The organism is Phaeodactylibacter sp. (assembly GCF_040219495.1).
In the GTDB taxonomy this organism is placed as follows: domain Bacteria; phylum Bacteroidota; class Bacteroidia; order Chitinophagales; family Saprospiraceae; genus Phaeodactylibacter.
Genome location: NZ_JAVJSK010000155.1, coordinates 148,262 through 164,888, shown reverse-complemented (window position 1 = coordinate 164,888; position 16,627 = coordinate 148,262). Strand labels below are relative to the sequence as shown.

14 protein-coding genes are annotated in these 16,627 nt (G+C 55.0%); 4 read left to right on the top strand and 10 right to left on the bottom strand.

Features of this window, described 5'->3' with window-relative positions; all coding sequences use genetic code 11:
• Positions 1-571: 571 nt before the first annotated feature.
• Together RIC19_RS24970 and RIC19_RS24965 are read right to left on the bottom strand one after the other, a co-directional pair.
• Complete coding sequence (locus RIC19_RS24970) at positions 572-1,261, bottom strand: SDR family NAD(P)-dependent oxidoreductase (protein WP_350181118.1); 690 nt, start codon at positions 1,259-1,261, stop codon at positions 572-574.
• Positions 1,262-1,273: 12 nt separating this feature from the next.
• A complete protein-coding gene (locus RIC19_RS24965; protein WP_350181117.1) occupies positions 1,274-1,981 on the bottom strand; it encodes an SDR family oxidoreductase in 708 nt (235 codons plus the stop codon).
• Positions 1,982-2,129: 148 nt separating this feature from the next.
• On the opposite strand from RIC19_RS24965, the gene RIC19_RS24960 reads away from it, so the two are divergent.
• From RIC19_RS24960 to RIC19_RS24950, 3 genes are all read left to right on the top strand, one after another.
• A complete protein-coding gene (locus tag RIC19_RS24960; protein WP_350181116.1) occupies positions 2,130-2,879 on the top strand; it encodes an MlaE family ABC transporter permease in 750 nt (249 codons plus the stop codon).
• A 9-nt stretch (positions 2,880-2,888) separates the two neighbouring features.
• Positions 2,889-3,650 carry an ABC transporter ATP-binding protein gene (locus tag RIC19_RS24955; RefSeq protein WP_350181115.1) on the top strand — a complete coding sequence of 254 codons (762 nt, stop codon included), beginning with the start codon at positions 2,889-2,891 and terminating at the stop codon, positions 3,648-3,650.
• Positions 3,651-3,922: 272 nt separating this feature from the next.
• Positions 3,923-5,950, top strand: coding sequence for a caspase family protein (locus RIC19_RS24950; protein ID WP_350181114.1), 2,028 nt, complete (start codon positions 3,923-3,925; stop codon positions 5,948-5,950).
• A gap of 134 nt (positions 5,951-6,084) precedes the next feature.
• Here the strand turns inward: RIC19_RS24950 and RIC19_RS24945 are convergent, their stop codons facing one another.
• From RIC19_RS24945 to RIC19_RS24910, 8 genes are all read right to left on the bottom strand, one after another.
• A complete protein-coding gene (locus RIC19_RS24945; RefSeq protein WP_350181113.1) occupies positions 6,085-6,261 on the bottom strand; it encodes a hypothetical protein in 177 nt (58 codons plus the stop codon).
• A complete protein-coding gene (locus tag RIC19_RS24940) occupies positions 6,258-7,664 on the bottom strand; it encodes a purine-cytosine permease family protein (protein WP_350181112.1) in 1,407 nt (468 codons plus the stop codon). The genes RIC19_RS24945 and RIC19_RS24940 overlap by 4 nt, the downstream gene beginning before the upstream one ends.
• A gap of 5 nt (positions 7,665-7,669) precedes the next feature.
• Positions 7,670-8,242 carry a LutC/YkgG family protein gene (locus RIC19_RS24935; RefSeq protein ID WP_350181111.1) on the bottom strand — a complete coding sequence of 191 codons (573 nt, stop codon included), beginning with the start codon at positions 8,240-8,242 and terminating at the stop codon, positions 7,670-7,672.
• Positions 8,239-9,609, bottom strand: coding sequence for a lactate utilization protein B (locus RIC19_RS24930; protein WP_350181110.1), 1,371 nt, complete (start codon positions 9,607-9,609; stop codon positions 8,239-8,241). Before RIC19_RS24930 ends, RIC19_RS24935 begins: the two co-directional genes overlap by 4 nt.
• The gene (locus RIC19_RS24925) at positions 9,606-10,343 is read right to left on the bottom strand and encodes a (Fe-S)-binding protein (protein ID WP_350181109.1); all 738 of its coding nucleotides are present in this window, start codon (positions 10,341-10,343) and stop codon (positions 9,606-9,608) included. Before RIC19_RS24925 ends, RIC19_RS24930 begins: the two co-directional genes overlap by 4 nt.
• On the bottom strand, positions 10,340-11,719 hold the full coding sequence (locus RIC19_RS24920; RefSeq protein ID WP_350181108.1) for an FGGY-family carbohydrate kinase: 1,380 nt from the start codon (positions 11,717-11,719) through the stop codon (positions 10,340-10,342). The genes RIC19_RS24925 and RIC19_RS24920 overlap by 4 nt, the downstream gene beginning before the upstream one ends.
• 9 nt (positions 11,720-11,728) lie before the next feature.
• Entirely contained in the window at positions 11,729-13,012 is a 1,284-nt protein-coding gene (locus tag RIC19_RS24915; RefSeq protein WP_350181107.1) for a sugar isomerase, read from the bottom strand.
• A gap of 92 nt (positions 13,013-13,104) precedes the next feature.
• On the bottom strand, positions 13,105-15,207 hold the full coding sequence (locus RIC19_RS24910) for a bifunctional aldolase/short-chain dehydrogenase (protein WP_350181106.1): 2,103 nt from the start codon (positions 15,205-15,207) through the stop codon (positions 13,105-13,107).
• Between the two features lie 123 nt (positions 15,208-15,330).
• On the opposite strand from RIC19_RS24910, the gene RIC19_RS24905 reads away from it, so the two are divergent.
• Positions 15,331-16,599 (top strand): MgtC/SapB family protein, encoded by a 1,269-nt coding sequence (locus tag RIC19_RS24905; protein ID WP_350181105.1) that lies wholly within the window; start codon positions 15,331-15,333, stop codon positions 16,597-16,599.
• Positions 16,600-16,627: the final 28 nt, after the last annotated feature.

The following is a 16,627-nucleotide window of genomic DNA, read 5'->3' as shown; positions in this document are numbered from 1 at the left end:
GATAGAGGTAGTCTTACAACTTTAGGTTTTCACAAACCTAAAGTTGTAAGACTATAAACAGCGGGTATTCCCGGAGTTGAACAACTGATATCCCCGTAATGCTACAACATTCACTTGTGTTGTACCCGTTTTCGACCCATGATTCCATTACCTCTAGCAGCCTGGCTTACATTGTATTCAGCCACAGACCGATTATTTAAAGCTAATTTTTATGGGAACCTTTTCAGAGCTGCAGTAATTCACTGCAGCGCTTTTTCCTGTAAAATCATGAATTGTGTTGGGAGTTTTCTGAGGGCTGTCTTGCTGTCGCGAGGTTACAGCCCACTTTTTTTTTGATGCCCGACCATTTCACTACTCGCCTTAGCGCTGCGCATTCCTCACTGCGATACCCCATAAGATAAGTGCCCTAAAGCAATGGGAAGAGTTGTACGCGCGGGCACGGTGGGGAGCGTATTTGGAGACGGTAGGGGAGATGGTCGATGGCTTCCTTGTCATGCTCAGGGAAAGTACCCCGGGGGAAAGGACCGCCTCCGTCAGGACTATGGCGGACAGAGAGAGCCCCCGGCGTATATCACGGCGTAGACACCGACACCGGCAACACCTTCCCATTAAAAAAGTGGTGCCCCTGTAGGGCAAAGTAGCTCAGGAAGCCACCCATCTGCGAGCTGCTTACCGGCGCCTGCATGCCAGGGAAAGCAGCGGCCAACATTTCCGTCTGTACGGCGCCGAGCGCCAGGCAGTTGACGCATACGCCGGAGTCTTTCCACTCTTCGGCCAGGCACTCCGTGAGGGTGGCGATGGCGGCTTTGCTGACGCTGTAGGCCAGCAGGCCCGGGAATTTAGAGCTACCCTGATAGCCGCCCATGCTGCCGATATTCAGCACGTGGGCTTTTTCGGCGGCCTGCAGGAAGGGGCGCAGCATTTGCAGCAGGTGGACGGCCCCGTGGAAGTTGACGCCCATGACGTTTTCCCAGTCGGTGCCGGTGGTCTCGTGGAAGGGCTTGTTGAGCAGGTAGCCGGCGTTGTTGATCAGCGCGTCTACGGTGCCCCAGGGCTCTACGATTTCGAGCAGGGGGCGGGCATCCGGGGAGGTGATGTCGTAGGCGAGGTAGTGGAGGTTATCTCCGGCTTCCTGTTGGAGTGCCTTTAGGGCGGCTTCGTTGCGGGACAGGGCGAGGACGCGGTGGCCATCTTTGGCGAGTTGCAGGGCGGTGTCGCGCCCGATGCCCCGGCTGGCACCGGTGATGATGATGTTTTTCATATTGTCAGTATTTTACAAATCGCCCAGTTGGGGGCGGATGGTGATTTCTTCAATGACGGCATTCGGAGGCATTTGCCAGGCGTTCCACAGAGCCTCTGCTACTTCTGCAGCTTGCAGGAGGCGGCTTTCCGGCAAATCTGCACCCGCCCAGGAGTCAGACCAGGTCGGGCCGGGTAGTACAGCGGTCACCCGTATGCCTTTAGTGGTAAGCTCGTGCCTCAGACTGTGGTGCAAGGACAATAGGGCGGCTTTGGTAATCCCGTAAGAGCCCTTCCCGATGTAGCCTTCCCGGCTGGCCACGGAAGCGATATTGAACATATGGCTGCCCACCGGCATATTGGGCCAAAGCGCCCGGCTGAGGTGGTAGGGTGCGAACAGATTGACGGCCATCATGGTTTCCAGTGCACCGGCTGCTTCCTCCAATATTGTGCCGGGTAGGAAAGCGCCGGCGTTGTTGATCAGGATATCCACGCTTGGGTATTGGGCCTGCAGTGCCGCGCAAAGGCCCTGTACGGCTTCCGGGTCAGACAGGTTGCAGGGGAACACCTCAAAGGTACAGCCTGGAGCGATAGCCTTTAGTGCCTGCTGCGTTTCTTTAAGGTCAGTAGCGGTGCGCGCCACGAGCGCTATATGGGCACAAACCGGAGCGAATCGCCCGGCAATCGCCCGTCCGATGCCCTTGGTGGCGCCGGTCAGCACAAGCGTAGGTTGTTTATCCATAATTGGGTCAACGGTTGGGAGGATTGGATTGTTTGAGTGGGCAATCAAAAAGCGCCGTTTGCCCAATTAAAGCCAGGATGCTGCTAATTTTTGGGATAAAGCTTCTACATTTGCGCGGTGAAGTTGCGCACAACTTATAACAAGGCTCATGTTTTTAAAAAATATACTCTACCATTTTGGCCGCTATGTGATGATGCTGGGCACAGCAATCTCGCGGCCCGAGAAAGTCTCCATGTATTACAGGGAGACGATGCGGCAGATGAATGACATTGGCATCGGCTCCTTGTTTATCGTAGGGCTCATCGCTATCTTTATCGGGGCAGTGACGGCCGTGCAGTTTTCCTATCAGCTGGATGGCACCCTGGTACCGGTCTATTATATTGGTTATGTGGTGCGGGATATGACCATCATTGAACTGGCACCGACTTTCACCTGCCTGGTACTGGCGGGCAAGGTAGGATCGAATATCGCTTCGGAAATCGGGGGCATGCGGCAAAAAGAGCACATCGACGCTATGGAAATCATGGGCGTCAATACGGCAGCATACCTGATCCTGCCAAAGGTGATCGCCGCTTTAGTGGTGATCCCTATGCTGGTGGCGGTCGGCGCTTTCATCAGCATTATTGGTGGGTATCTGGCTTCGGTCCCTACGGGCGTAATGGCAGATGCAGATTACATCAAAGGGCTGCGGTCTTTCTTCGACCCGTTCAACGTGACCATGATGTTTATCAAAGCAGTAGTCTTTGCTTTCATCCTTACCACGGTGTCCTGTTATCAGGGGTATCACGTGCGCGGGGGTAGCATCGAGTTGGGGCAGGCCAGTACCAATGCCGTGGTGTTCAGTGATATATTAATTTTGGTGGCCGACTATCTCCTGGCTGTCATCCTGACGAGTTAAGCAAGGCTTATGATCCGAACGAAAGATATCTTCAAATCCTTTGACGAAAAGGAAGTGCTCAAAGGCATTTCCACGGAGTTTTACCAGGGCAAGACTAACCTGATCATCGGGCGTAGCGGTGCGGGTAAGACGGTACTGCTCAAACTGCTGGTTGGCCTGCTGAAGCCTACCTCCGGTGAGGTCTGGTACGGAGATACCAACTTCTTCAAACTGAATAAAAAAGAAATACGTACCATTCGGATGCAGGTGGGTATGTTGTTTCAGGCTTCTGCGCTCTTTGACTCGATGACGGTAGAGGAAAACATCCGTTTCCCCCTCGATATGTTCACCAACATGACGTACAAGGAAAAGCGCAAACAGGTGGATTCCTGCCTGGAGCGGGTCAACCTGCCGGGGGTCAACGACAGCTTCCCTTCTGAAGTCAGTGGTGGTATGCAAAAGCGGGTCGGTATTGCCCGGGCGATCGTGCTCAACCCCCGCTACCTGTTCTGTGATGAGCCCAACTCCGGGCTGGACCCCAAGACCTCTATCGTGATTGATGAACTGATCCTGGATATCACCAAAGAAAAGAACATCACCACGGTCATCAATACTCACGATATGAACTCTGTGATGGAGATCGGTGAGAATATTATCCTCTTGTACGATGGCGAAATTGCCTGGCGGGGCCACCGGGGCGAAGTCCTGGAAAGCGACAACGAGATCCTGCAGGACTTCATCTTTGCATCGCCCTTCCTGCAGCGGCTACGGGAGTCGGCACTACGGAAATAGCCGCTACAGCAAAAGTAAGGCGGTGGTATTTGGCTAACTTTCCCTCGAAAACCTTATCTTTCAGAGCTTAAGACCAAGAGCGTGTTGGGGCTTTCGTAATCGGTCTGCACCGGGACACTTTCTTGCTTATACTTCGTCCCGGCAATCCTTCCCGCTTCCTGAATTCAAAAGCGGGACTAAGGCACTCCGGTTTTCGTGCCCCGTCTAACCAAAAAATTGCTAGTTTTCGAATAGAAGACAAAAGCCCCAACACACTCTAAAACCCAAAGACCATGGCTAACAGAGGGCTAGACCTGGAATCCGCTATTCCCGCTTTTGACCCTACTCAGGGCAAAAATCATTTGCTAGTAGTTGGGATTGATCACTACGAGCACTGGCCGGTGCTGCATAATGCCGTGCGCGATGCCCAAACGTTTGCCCGTGTGCTTTGCCAGCAGTATCAGTTTGAAGCCGCAGATGTGGTGGAACTGTTTAACGAGGCGGCTTCGGAGGGCGGCATTTACCGGGCGCTCCGCGATTTGAAACGGGGAATGGGCCCTCACGACAGCCTGATCATCTATTATTCCGGCCATGGCTACTTCGATCAAGACTTCGATGAAGGGTACTGGGTGCCACAGGATGCCCGAAAGGGAGCGGAAGAGACCTACATTTCCAACGCCAATATCCTCAAACGGATCAATGCCCTCGACGGGCAGCACATCCTAATGATTGTGGATTCCTGTTTTTCCGGTGCGCTGCTCAGCAGTACGCGCAATGCTTCCGTTGATGAGCACTTCCCTTCGCGGCGGGTGATTTGCTCGGGCCGTCTGGAGGTGGTATCGGATGGTGCGCCGGGCAAGCACAGCCCCTTCGCAGACCTGCTCATCAGCCGGCTCCGGGACAACACCAACCCTTCCCTCAATACCACGACTTTGGTACAGTATGTTAAGGAACACATCCCGAAGCTTTCTCAACAGGCTCCGGTAGACGGGCGCTTGCAAAATTCGAGCGACCGGGGTGGAGAGTTTATTTTCCACCTCAAGGTCAGTGAAGAAGACCTGTGGTCGCGGGTGGAAAACGAGGGCACCGTGCAGGCTTTCGAAAGCTACCTCAATGATTACCCGGGCGGGAAGTTTGCCAACCGGGCTAGCCAGCAACTGCTGCTTTTACGCGAAGACGCCATTTGGGAAAATGCCCAGCAGAAAGACAATGAGCTGGCTTACCGCAATTACCTCAGGCAGTACGCCGGGCACGGCAAATATCTGGAAGCTGCTCAGCGGCAGTTGGATGCCCTGGAGGCCCGGCAGGAAGATCGGCGGAAAGTACTGGAGCAGCTGGCGAATAGAGACGCCGAGCGTGAGGGCATTCGGGAGCAGTACCAGGCCCTGGTCAACGAAGCAGAAAACCGCTTCCAAAAGGAAGAAATGGAAGCCGCCCGCGAAAAATACCGCGAAAGCCTGCAGTTCTTTATGGCTGGTTTTGCACCGGATTACCATTACATAGAGGAACAGATCAATCTTTGTACCAATGGGATGGCTTTCGTCCGCAGCCTCCATAACGGTAAAGCCGCGATGAACCGCAGCAACTACCGCCTGGCCCTGCAATACTTCAACGAGGCGGCACAGCATGGAGACGACCCCAAACTGGAGGACCTGATCCGGGTTTGCCGGCAACGGCTCAACCCTGCTGCTCCGAAAAAGCAGCCGGAAGCGGCCTACGCTGCTGCCCCCAACCGGGGCGGTACGGTGACTACTCCGCCCCGAAAGCAAAAGCAGAGCTACGGGGGCACACTGCTGAAATGGCTCGGGGGCTTCGCCTTGGTATTTATCATCCTGGCGATTATTGGCAATCTGCTGCCGGAGGAAGAGGCGTATACGGACCAATCCTATACGACCCCTGTGGAAACCCAGCCACAAAATACAGCCGATCCGGGTCCCGGTAGTACTGCTTCAGCCCCGAAAACCAATACCACTAAAGCTGCGCCTACTTTCCAGGACCTTATCCTTGGGGACTGGGCCGTGGAGGATATCGTCATGAATGGGCAGTCGCTGTCTGACCTTGCCGGGCAGTACAATACGGACTTCTCCCAGTATATCTACACTTTCTACAATAACGGGCAGGTATCGGTCTACAGCCCAACGGGCACAGAGCAGCAAACCTATGCCATCGACGGGCAAAACATCTACCTCTACTCCAGCGTATGGGGCGGGAGCCCGGGCGCCATCAACTACATCCGCTCTTCGGAGATGCAGCTTACGTTTTATGTAGCGGATGGCTTTGGCGGGTCTACGCCTATGGTGGTCACCTTTTTCCGTGATTAGAGCGGAGTAGGTCAAAAAAGAATAATGATATGGGAAAAGACCGCGGTAATGTCTGGGATTACCGTGCTATGCTCCGCGACTCCGGCGTGCTATCCTGGCGGCCACCCTTCTTCAGAGGCCGGGCTGTTGGAGGATTAACCCCGCCGCGTCCGCATCCACAACGGCCCTGCCACAAACCAAAGCACCATACCAAGTGCCATCAGTTGCTTCTGCAGGCTGGCTTCCATCTGATTGGAAAATACGAGCAGGGCGGGGACGAGGGTCAGCCCCAGCCCGGCAATAGCGACAATGGGGATCAAAATATGCTTCATGACAGCTTGGGTTTTAGTTGGGGTACAGGCTTGATAAGGTAGCTTAGGCCAATGTACAGCAGGACCGCGATAAACCAGCCCGGCAGCCCCAGGAAAAAGATTTCCACACCAAAATACTGATTGATGCCCAGGCAGGCCGTGAGGGTAATCCCCCAGGTGCCGGCAGCCGCCCAATTGATGGGCTTACCAGTGGCCAGAGCCCGCTCGCTCGTCAGCTTCAGGCGGGGGAAGAGGTGGTAGTCGATGAAAATAATAGCGCCCATAGGCATCAGGATCAGCCCATAGAGCGCGACAAAATCGAGCAGCTTCATCACCAAAGCCGGGAAACAAGCTGCGGTGGTGGTGACCAGCCCAACGATAATCGTCACTTTCCAGGTCTGTGATTTGGGGATGACGGCCTGCACCGCCAGTCCGGCCCGGTAAATCGTAGGGTTGGCTGTGGTCCAGCCAGCGATAATTACACAAATGGCTCCGGTGATGCCCACCGCGTAGTAGGCTACTGGCCCGGGCGCAAATTCCAGGCTGTTCTGATTTTGTTGCAGGAAAACGGCATAGAGGATACCGGAGGCAAGCCAGGCAATATAGTGCCCCACATACATACCCGCTGCCGAAGTGAAACCCGCTTTCCAGCTGCGCGCATACCGGAAGATGGACATATCCGCCATGCCAATATGCATAGCCATATTGCAAAACCAGGCAAAGAACAAAATATGCCAAAACGTAAACTTGGATTGTCCTTCCAGGGGCACGCCAGTCCAGATCTTGCTTTCCGCTACGGGCCAGAAATCAGCAGCGCTGTTGACGCCCAGCTCAGGAAGGACAGCCAGTGCTGCGGCCAGAAAAACCAGGATCATCCACGGGGCAGCGATGTTGGCGAAGCGGCTGACCTGTTCGTAGCCGAGGGTGGCGACCAGAGTGGTAACTATGCCTACGGCGACCACCGTGAGTACCCAGGAAACACTCCCTGGCATCCAATCGGTGAGCTGCGGCATGGGGATGTCAAAAGGAATGCCTACGGCAGTAGCAGCCACTGCAATCATAGAACCTGCCAGGAAGCAGAACATCAGCGCATTGACCAGGTTGTAGACAGTGGTCAGGCCTTTGCCACAGATTTTTTCCAGTTTGTAATAGAGGGTAATGCGTTCTTTGACCGCGATGGGGGCGCAGAGGAACGCCCAACTAAGGACGGCCAGCAAATTACCCAGCAAAAGCCCCCAGATCAGGTCGCCGGCACTCGCCCCGTGGGCCACAAATAGAGGGCCGATTACAAACTCCGTACCTGCCGTATGCTCACCGGCGTACATGCCAAGGAAACTCCGTGTGGACTTTAACCTAGAGGCGGGGATGGGCTCCCGTTCGTACTCCTGAACACTCTTTAGTCTGGCTGTAAATCGTTTTAGCATAAGTCTCAGGTTAGGATGATGGTCAGGCTGCGGGCACCCTGTGCACCGATCACCAGCGATTGTTCAATATCAGCAGTTTTGGAAGGGCCGGCGATGAAGACGCCAAAACCCGTATCGTCAATTTTTATTTGAGCATAGGCCTCGTGCATATTGCGGACGATGCGGTCTTCCGGCAGCACCAATACCAGGTGTTGGGCTATAAAAGGTAGTACCCGGTGCACACAGTCAGCTTCAGTGACCCATACTGCCCCGTTCTCGGCCACTCCGACCTGACCGCCAATGACCGCAATATCCACATCCACAAGGGCATCAGGCGCACTGTTTTGCAGATTTACTTCACTTGTCAGGTCAGGTAGGGTAGAGGCAATCTTACCCTTGTCTGGAAACAAGGTTCGCAAGGCACTTTCCAAATCAGCAAAATCAGCTGCATTGACGACGCGGGTCCCATTCTGAGCAGAGGTAGAACCGAAAGCTTGCACAATATCCATGCTCGAGGATTCAAATCCTGGGATATCCGGTAAAGGCCGGGGCTCAGGTTTATTGTGCTGTATCGCTTTGAGAATATGGGCTTTGCTCATGATGCAGATCGGTTTTTGCGGTACCACTCCTGAAAACTTTCTTTAGGCGCTTTGGGCAGCTCCCGGGCCTTGCCCCAGGTATTCAGTGAGTTGTAAATCAGGGGGCGGGGCAGCCACCGGGTCACCCAGCGGGCAGACTTCCCGGCGGCTTTGTACCAGCCGGGTCGGGAGAGGACTTTGCCTGCCATGATCATGCTCTGCTTTTTAGCTGCTGGCAGGTGGCCTTCTTCGGCTATGATTTGTCGCCATTTGTACAGCTGTTCGTGTATGTCAATCTTGACCGGGCAGACATCGGAGCAGGAGCCGCAGAGTGTAGAGGCAAACGGCAGCCCGCTGTATTTCTTCAGGTCTATACCGGGCGTGAGAATAGAACCAATCGGCCCGGGCACGGTGGAGTCGTAGCTGTGCCCGCCGCTGCGCCGGTAGATGGGGCAGGTATTCATGCAGGCCCCGCAGCGGATGCACTTCAGGGAATTGCGGAAGTCGGGGCGGCCCAACTGCGTGGTACGGCCATTGTCCACGATGACGATATGCATAGCGCCACCTTCTTTAGCCTTATGGTGGTGGGAGGTGAAAATCGTCGATGGCTGCCCCGTGGCACTGCGCGCCAGCAATCGCGTGAAGACCCCCAGGTGCTCCGCTTTAGGCAGGATTTTCTCAATGCCCATACAGTGAATTTGCAGGGGGGCAAGGTGAGTGCCCATGTCGGCGTTGCCTTCATTGGTACAAACTACTACGCCACCAGTTTCGGCAATCGCAAAGTTGACGCCTGTGATGGCGGCATCGGCTTGCAGAAAAGATTGCCGCAGGTGTTGCCGGGCCGCTTCGGTCAGGTATTGAGGGTCGGTGGCGCCCTTTTTAGTTTGTAATTTCTGATGGAAAAGCTCGCCTACTTCCTCCTTTTTCAGGTGAATGGCGGGCATCACAATATGGCTGGGAGGCTCTTCCTTCAGTTGGATGATCCGCTCGCCCAGGTCAGTATCGATGACCTCAATATCCTGTTCCTCCAGATATTCATTCAGCCCGCACTCTTCCGTCAGCATGGACTTACTTTTGACGATGCGGCGGGCGTTATGTTCCTGCAAAATGGAGTGCACGATTCGATTGTGCTCCGCAGCATCGGCTGCCCAATGCACCGTCACGCCATTTTCCTTTGCTTTGGCTTCAAACGCCTCCAGGTATTCATCCAGGTGGGACAGGGTGTGGTCTTTGATTTGAGAAGCCAGCTCCCGCAGTTGTTCCCATTCCGGTATGTCGTGGGCCGCTTTGTCCCGCTTGGAACGCACAAACCACAGCGATTCATCGTGCCAGTCGGTACGGGCTTCGTCTTTGATAAAGGCGGCGGCTTTGGTCGCGTGTTCTTTCATGCTTTGGTGTTCAAAATTTCTGCAATGTGCTTCACTTGTATGGGGCTGCCCTGTCGCCTCAGGATGCCTTCGAGGTGCATCAGGCAGGACATATCGCCGGCGGTGATCACCTCCACGCCTGCCCGGGCATGATCGGCAATGCGGTCTTTGCCCATCTTAGCGGAGATGTCGGGCTCATTGATGGCAAAGGTGCCGCCAAAGCCACAGCACTCGTCTGCACGTTCCAGTTCGGCGATTTCCACGCCTTCCACCATGCTTAGCAAAGTGTGCAGAGCGGAAGGGGCATTGAGGTTTCTTTCACTGCCCGGCCCCAGCCGTAGCCCCCGCAGCCCATGGCAACTTTGGTGCAGCCCTACTTTGGCCGGGAAGCGGGCATTGAGTTGCTCCACTTTCAGCACATCGAGCAGGAATTCCGACAGGTCCAGGGTACGCTTTCGCAAATGCTGAACCGCGTCAGTTTGCTCAATGATGTCGTAATGCTTGCGCACATGATAGGCGCAGCTGCCCGAGGGCGTTACCACGTAGTCGTACCCGCTGAAGGTCTCTACATAGTGTTCGTAAGTGGGAATGGCATCTTGTTCGCAACCGGTATTCGCCATCGGTTGCCCGCAGCAGGTCTGCCCTTCCGGGAAATGTACGGTACAGCCCAGGCTTTCCAGCAGCTCAAGGGTGGCTATGCCCACCTGAGGGTAGAACTGATCGATGTAGCAGGGTATGAATAAAGCGATCTTCACGTCGTTATCGGCTTTTGTAGCTGTGGCGAAAAATGGTCAAGGATAAATTCCGGATCTACTACCCGGTTGTGTATGGCCATGGCGGCGCCCAGGGCAGAGCCCAAAGGCGACTCGGTTGTTGTTATGGAATACCCCGGCAGCGCTTCTGCGAGATACCTCAGGAAAATAGCATTATCCACAAACCCTCCGTCAATATACAACTTTCGGATATCCGATTGGCCCTGTGCCCGCTTCAGGCTTTGGCATTGGGCTTGCGCCAGCTCCCGCATCAGCTGATGATAGGCGGCCTCGTAGGAGCCGAAGCGGGAGAGGCGTGTTTCCGCTGCACCTTGGGCTGTCTCTCCGGGCCGCCTGATGCTTTCCCATTGAAAAACCGGCTCAGTAATGCTTTGCAGCTGTTGGTGAATTCCTGTGTCAAATGCCACATTCCGGTGCGTTTCGTAGGGCTTGCCGTAATACTCCGCCAGCTTACGGGCCCAGATTTTGTACTCATTGCCCAGGAACAGGCGCGCTGCCCGTACCGGCATGCCATCCACCCGGAGAAAGTTCAGGCAGTCGTTGGCGAGGTCTGTTTTGGTAAGGGGCGCTGCACTAAAGGGGTTGAGCGCTATGCTCCATGTACCCGTCGACAGCAGCAGAAAGGGCTCCTTATTGGCTAAAATGTAAGGCAAAAGTGCTGCCGAACTATCGTGTATGCCTACACCGACCATCACCTCCTGCTCGCCAAAGTGTACGGGCGTAGCGGTAGTGGTTGGACAAAGAGCGGGCATTTTCCTGTCCAGGTCTTCGGCGTACACCCAGGGGTGGTAATCTCCCTCTTTGTAATGCCAAAGCCCGGTATGGCAACCGATGCTTGTGTACTCCGTTTGTACTTTACCTGTGAAGAGGTAGGCACAGAACTGCGGGAAATGTAGTGACCGGTGCACTTTGGCAAACTGCTCAGGCTTGTGGTGCTTCAGCCAGTAGAGCTGTAGCCCGGAGTTGAGCATCCCCATCAGGGGCGAAGCGGTTTGTGCCTGCCAGTTTTCGGAAGGGCCGTATTGTTCCATAAAACGCTCCATGAGGTCTTCCGGCAGTCGTTTGAGGTAATTGTACAAAGGGGTGACCGGCTGCCCGTTCCGGTCGATGTGTACCAAAGAAGCCCCGTAAGTGGAAAAATTGAGCCAACGGATATTGAAGCGTTGGTCGGCAAGCGCCTCCGCGAAAGTCGCTTTCATCCAGGCCGTGAGCTGCTGAAGGTCGTCGCAGGCGTCCCCATCGTCATCTTTGGTTTCCTCAAAGCGGGTATAGGCCCGGTGCACTTCCCGGAACTGCGCATCAAAAAGGAAGAATTTTTTATTGGTTTTGCCGATGTCGAAAATTGCAGTGACGTCCATAGCAGTGGGTTAAAGTCCGGTAGCTACGGTGTGCATGCCGCGCTGCTCAATCAGTTGCTCCCGTATGCCCAGCTTGCGGTAAGCCTGAATAGGGTAGAGGGCGCCTCCATCCTGCCAGCGGGCCTCGCGTACCAATGGGCGGACATCCGTACGGAAGGCATCCTGCAGGATTTCCTGGGCTTCCGTCACATCTTGCCGGGCCTGCGCATCTGCCAGCGCCTCCTGATCGACCAAAAGTGCTTGTGCGTAGGCGATCCGGATCGCCTCCAGGCTTTGCAGGAGGTCTTCCAGTGGGTCCTTTAGGTTGTGGCTGGCATCGATCATCCAGGCCAGGCGCGGATTATTGGCAGTATTGTTGGCCATGCCATAGACCAGTTCGTTGAAAATCAGGAACAGCTGATAAGGCTTGATGCTGCCCACTGTCAGGTCATCGTCCCCGTATTTGCTGTCGTTGAAGTGAAAGCCGCCGAGCTTGCCCTTCATCATCAAGGTGGCGACGATCTGCTCGATATTGGTATTGGGCAGGTGGTGCCCGAGGTCGACCAGGGAATAGGCGTTTGGGCCGCAGCCTTCGGCCAGCATCAGGGAAGTGCCCCAGTCGGCAATCACCGTGCTGTAAAAGTTGGGCTCGTAGGGTTTGTATTCGATAAACATGCGCCAGTCCTCCGGCATGCCCTGGTAAATGGCCTGCAGGCTGTCCTGCGTGCGTTGGAGGGCACTGCGCAGGTTGTGCTGCCCCGGGAAAGAAGCGCCATCAGCCAGCCATACGGTAATGCTTTTGGAGCCCAGGGCTTCGCCTATGCGAATGACCTCCCGGTTGTGCTCAATGGCTTGTGCCCGGACCTCCGCGCTGTGGTGGCAAAGGGAGCCAAATTTATAACTTTGCCCTTGCCCCGGCTGATCCTGAAAGGTATTGGAGTTTACTGCATCGAATGTCAATTCATGAATAGCAGCTTGTTCGCGTATGGCGGCGGGGTCTTCCGGGATATCCCAGGGGATGTGGAGGGAGATGGACCCGGCGGACCGGCTTAGCGCATGCAAAAGCCCCACGTCTGCTATTTTTTGCTCAAGGTTTGCCGGCTCCCCACCGTAGGAAAAACGGCCAAACCGAGTCCCACCGGCACCCAGCGCCCAGCTCGGTATGGCGATTTGCAGTGCACTCAGCTGCCTGAGCAGCAGGTCGGTATCCAGGCCTTTGCTTTCCAGATTTTGCCGCAAGGCACCCCAGGCTTGCTCATGTGCGCTGAGGTAAGGGGTATTCTGTGCGGTCAGTTGTGTCGCTTCCAATTTCATCTTCCCTGTTTTTACGTTTCGGAAAAGTGGGGAATGCACCCTGTTATGCGATGCATTCCCACAGCCCTAACCAAATAAAACCAAATTGTACGTTATCGGGTAAATGCTGCCGGCATACCGCCGTCCACATTTATGATATTCCCGGTGCTTTTGTCCAGAATGGCCACGAGTGCGAACACCCCGTTGGCGATATCTTCCGGACGGATAATCTGCTTGAGTAAGTTGCGGTTGGCATAGTGGGCGGGCAAGTCTTCCACCTTAATACCGTAGGCTTTGGCGCGGCCCTCTGCCCAGTCGCCTTCCCATATTTTACTACCGACGATGACGCCATCGGGGTTGACCGTATTGACGCGGATGCCATCGGCGGCGAGTTCGGCAGCCGCGAGGCGGCTCATGTGCTGCTGTGCGGCCTTGGCCGTGCCGTAGGCGATGTTCTTAGGCCCGGATACCAGCCCGTTCTTGCTGGCGATGTTGACGATATCGCCGCCAAAACCCTGCGTTTTCATGACCCGGGCTCCCGCTTTGGTGAGCATAAACTGCCCTTTGACCAAGACATTCTGAAGGAGGTCCCAGTCGGCGAGTTCGGTTTCTGCAATAGTTTTGGAGATGGCCAGCCCGGCGCTGTGCACTACGATATCCACCCCACCAAAGGCCCGGCAGGCTGCGTCAAACGCTGCTGCAACTGAATCGGCATCAGCTACATCACAGGTTGCAATAGCGGAAATGTCTCGCCCGAATACCTGATTGGCTTCTTCCAGGCGGTCTGCCTTGAGGTCGGTCAATACGACATTAGCACCCTCTGCAGCCAGCTTCTCTGCAATGGCACGCCCGATGCCACCACCGCCGCCGGTAATGAGGGCTACCCGGCGGGAAAGCGGTTTTTCAGGTGGCTGACGCTTTAGTTTAGCCTCTTCAAGCAGCCAGTATTCGATGTTGAAGGCTTCCTGACGAGGCAGGGCGGTGTAGGAAGAAATGGCCTCTGCCCCCCGCATCACATTGATGGCGTTGATATAGAATTCGCTGGCCACCCGTGCGGTCTGTTTGTTTTTGGCAAAAGTAAACATACCCACGCCCGGATAAAGGATGACGACCGGGTTGGGGTCGCGCATCGCAGGGCTGTCGGGGTGTTTGCAGCTTTCGTAGTATTCGGCGTAATCTTTTCGGTATTGTTCAAAGGCGGGCTCCAGTTGCTTTTTTATGGCTTCCGGGCTACTCAGGTCTGCATCTGCAGGCAGTTCCAGCACCAGCGGCTTGATTTTGGTGCGCAGGAAGTGGTCGGGGCAGGAGGTGCCCAATGGCGCCAGCTTGCTGAGGTCGTGGCTATTGATGAACTGCAACACCCGCTCATCGTCCGTGAAGTGCCCGATCATGTGCTTGTAGCTGGAGCACAGGCCCCGGAGAATCGGCGCCATTTTGGCGGCTTGCTGCTTGCGGTCGGTATCGGTCAGGCTTTCCATCCGTGGCCCACCAAATACCGGGCGGTCTTTACCTTCGCGCTCTGTAATGTAGCGGGACGCCTGCTCAATGACTTCCAGGCTATTCATATAGCACTCGTAGGAGGTGTCTCCCCAGGTGAACAAGCCGTGGCTGCCCAGTACAATACCCCGGATGCCCGGGTTGTCATTCAGGCATTTTTCTAACTGCAGCCCAAGGTCAAAGCCAGGGCGCTGCCAGGGGACCCAGCCCATCTTGTCGCCCCAGATCTCCTTCGTAACGGCTTCACTATCTTCAGCGGCCGCCACAGCGATCAGCGCATCGGGGTGCAGGTGGTCAATATGTTTGAACGGTAGTAATCCATGCAATGGCGTATCAATAGAAGGTGCCCGGCTGTCGAGGTCGTACAGGCAGTGGTAGAGCAGCCCGACCATCTCGTCTTCGTGCTCAAGGCCCCGGTAGACGTTCTTCAGGTCGCGCATGCGGCTCGTGTACAAACCGGCAATGCCCGAGCGGGTCAGGGTGCCAATATCACCACCGGATCCTTTTACCCACATCACCTCTACCTCTTCACCGGTCAGCGGGTCTTGTTCGATGGTTTTGCAGCTCGTATTGCCCCCTCCGAAGTTGGTGATCCGGAGATCGGCACCAAGAATATTAGAGCGGTAGAGGAATAGGCCTACTTCGTCTCCTTCCAGCGCTGCGGCTTTTTGTTCGTCCCATAGGTAATCCACATAAGAAAATTGATCCGTAGCTGTCATGTTCTGGTTTTTTGCTATGTTCGGAAAATGGATGATCTGAAAGTACAGATGTAACGCCATTGGAGTGTCCTGTGCTTTCCGGTAAGTGTGGCACGGGCAACCCGGCTAACCAAATATAAACAAATGGAAACACTGGAAATCGACATTAACCTGCTTCAGCAATTTCAATCGCTCCTCATTGTGTTGGGCATTGGCTTACTGCTGGGGCTTGAGCGCGAGCAGGCCTACCACCTCAAGGAAGGAAAGGTACTGTTTGCGGGTATTCGTACTTTTCCCATCGTAGCAATATTGGGTTACCTGGCGGTTTTTCTCGGGGAGGTATTTTCCGGCTGGGCTTTCTTTGGGGTATTACTTGGTGTTTTCAGTATCATTGGGATTGCTTTTTTGCGGGCGCAGTCTTCGATCGGGGGCACGACTACTGAGTTTTCACTGATGTTGGTGTTCCTGCTGGGTGGAATGGTAAAGTTGGGGTACAACCAATTGAGTGTTGCCATTGCCATTGGTGTGACGGTACTGTTGGCGTTCAAGTTTCGGCTGCACAAACTTGCGGGGGCTTTGTCCCAGGCAGAACTGATGTCCATCCTGCAATTTCTGCTCGTTACGGCTTTACTATTGCCTTTGCTGCCTGATCAGGATATTGGGCCCTACGGCTTTTTCAATGCGTATAAAACGGGCCTCATTCTATCCATATTCCTCGCGTTAAACTTTGTGGGTTACTTTTTGGCCCGCTTTTTTCAGGACCGCTCTACCATGCTTACCGGCATACTGGGAGGGCTGGCCTCGAGCACAGCCACGGCCTGGTACTTCTCCCGCAGAGTAGGCAAAGGGAAAGGCAATGGGAGTCAGGAGGCAGCAGCAGTCGTCCTGGCGTCTTCCATTATGTTTCCCCGCTTACTGGTATGGCCAGCTTTGTTAAATTGGGAACTATTCAAGGCGCTGGCGCTTCCGATTATGGTGCTGGGGTTGCTTGGTGCTCTGGTCAGCTGGTATTTGTTCCGTTCTGCGCCACACGATGAGCTCTCCGCCTCCCCCGAGCCTGGCAACCCGCTCAATTTTCGGGAAGCCCTTGTTTTTACGCTGATCTACACAGGCATCCAACTCGGTGTGGGCTACGCCTCCGAACAGCTGGGGGAAACAGGCGTCTATTGGGCTGCTGCGATCTCGGGTTTTGCGGATGTGGATGCCATCACGGTCTCTATGTCGGAGTATGGCTATGCATCGCGCCGCCTGGAGGTAGCTGCTGTGGCAACGGTCCTGGCAGCTTTTTCGAACACTATGGTCAAATACGGCTTTTGCCTGGCCTTCGGCAACCGCACAATGCGCAGGAAGTCGACCCTGGGTTTTGCGGTTATCCTGCTGGCTGCAATGGGGTATGCCGGGTGGATGATGTGATACATTGGGCGTCCCGGGGTACAGGTCG

What these genes read in the sequence shown, in the direction of transcription:
- RIC19_RS24910 (WP_350181106.1), bottom strand. Translation starts at nt 15,207, where the DNA reads ATGACAGCTACGGATCAATTTTCTTATGTGGATTACCTATGGGACGAA.
- RIC19_RS24970 (WP_350181118.1), bottom strand. Translation starts at nt 1,261, where the DNA reads ATGAAAAACATCATCATCACCGGTGCCAGCCGGGGCATCGGGCGCGAC.
- RIC19_RS24930 (WP_350181110.1), bottom strand. Translation starts at nt 9,609, where the DNA reads ATGAAAGAACACGCGACCAAAGCCGCCGCCTTTATCAAAGACGAAGCC.
- RIC19_RS24920 (WP_350181108.1), bottom strand. Translation starts at nt 11,719, where the DNA reads ATGGACGTCACTGCAATTTTCGACATCGGCAAAACCAATAAAAAATTC.
- RIC19_RS24945 (WP_350181113.1), bottom strand. Translation starts at nt 6,261, where the DNA reads ATGAAGCATATTTTGATCCCCATTGTCGCTATTGCCGGGCTGGGGCTG.
- RIC19_RS24965 (WP_350181117.1), bottom strand. Translation starts at nt 1,981, where the DNA reads ATGGATAAACAACCTACGCTTGTGCTGACCGGCGCCACCAAGGGCATC.
- RIC19_RS24955 (WP_350181115.1), top strand. Translation starts at nt 2,889, where the DNA reads ATGATCCGAACGAAAGATATCTTCAAATCCTTTGACGAAAAGGAAGTG.
- RIC19_RS24935 (WP_350181111.1), bottom strand. Translation starts at nt 8,242, where the DNA reads ATGAGCAAAGCCCATATTCTCAAAGCGATACAGCACAATAAACCTGAG.
- RIC19_RS24915 (WP_350181107.1), bottom strand. Translation starts at nt 13,012, where the DNA reads ATGAAATTGGAAGCGACACAACTGACCGCACAGAATACCCCTTACCTC.
- RIC19_RS24950 (WP_350181114.1), top strand. Translation starts at nt 3,923, where the DNA reads ATGGCTAACAGAGGGCTAGACCTGGAATCCGCTATTCCCGCTTTTGAC.
- RIC19_RS24905 (WP_350181105.1), top strand. Translation starts at nt 15,331, where the DNA reads ATGGAAACACTGGAAATCGACATTAACCTGCTTCAGCAATTTCAATCG.
- RIC19_RS24940 (WP_350181112.1), bottom strand. Translation starts at nt 7,664, where the DNA reads ATGCTAAAACGATTTACAGCCAGACTAAAGAGTGTTCAGGAGTACGAA.
- RIC19_RS24960 (WP_350181116.1), top strand. Translation starts at nt 2,130, where the DNA reads ATGTTTTTAAAAAATATACTCTACCATTTTGGCCGCTATGTGATGATG.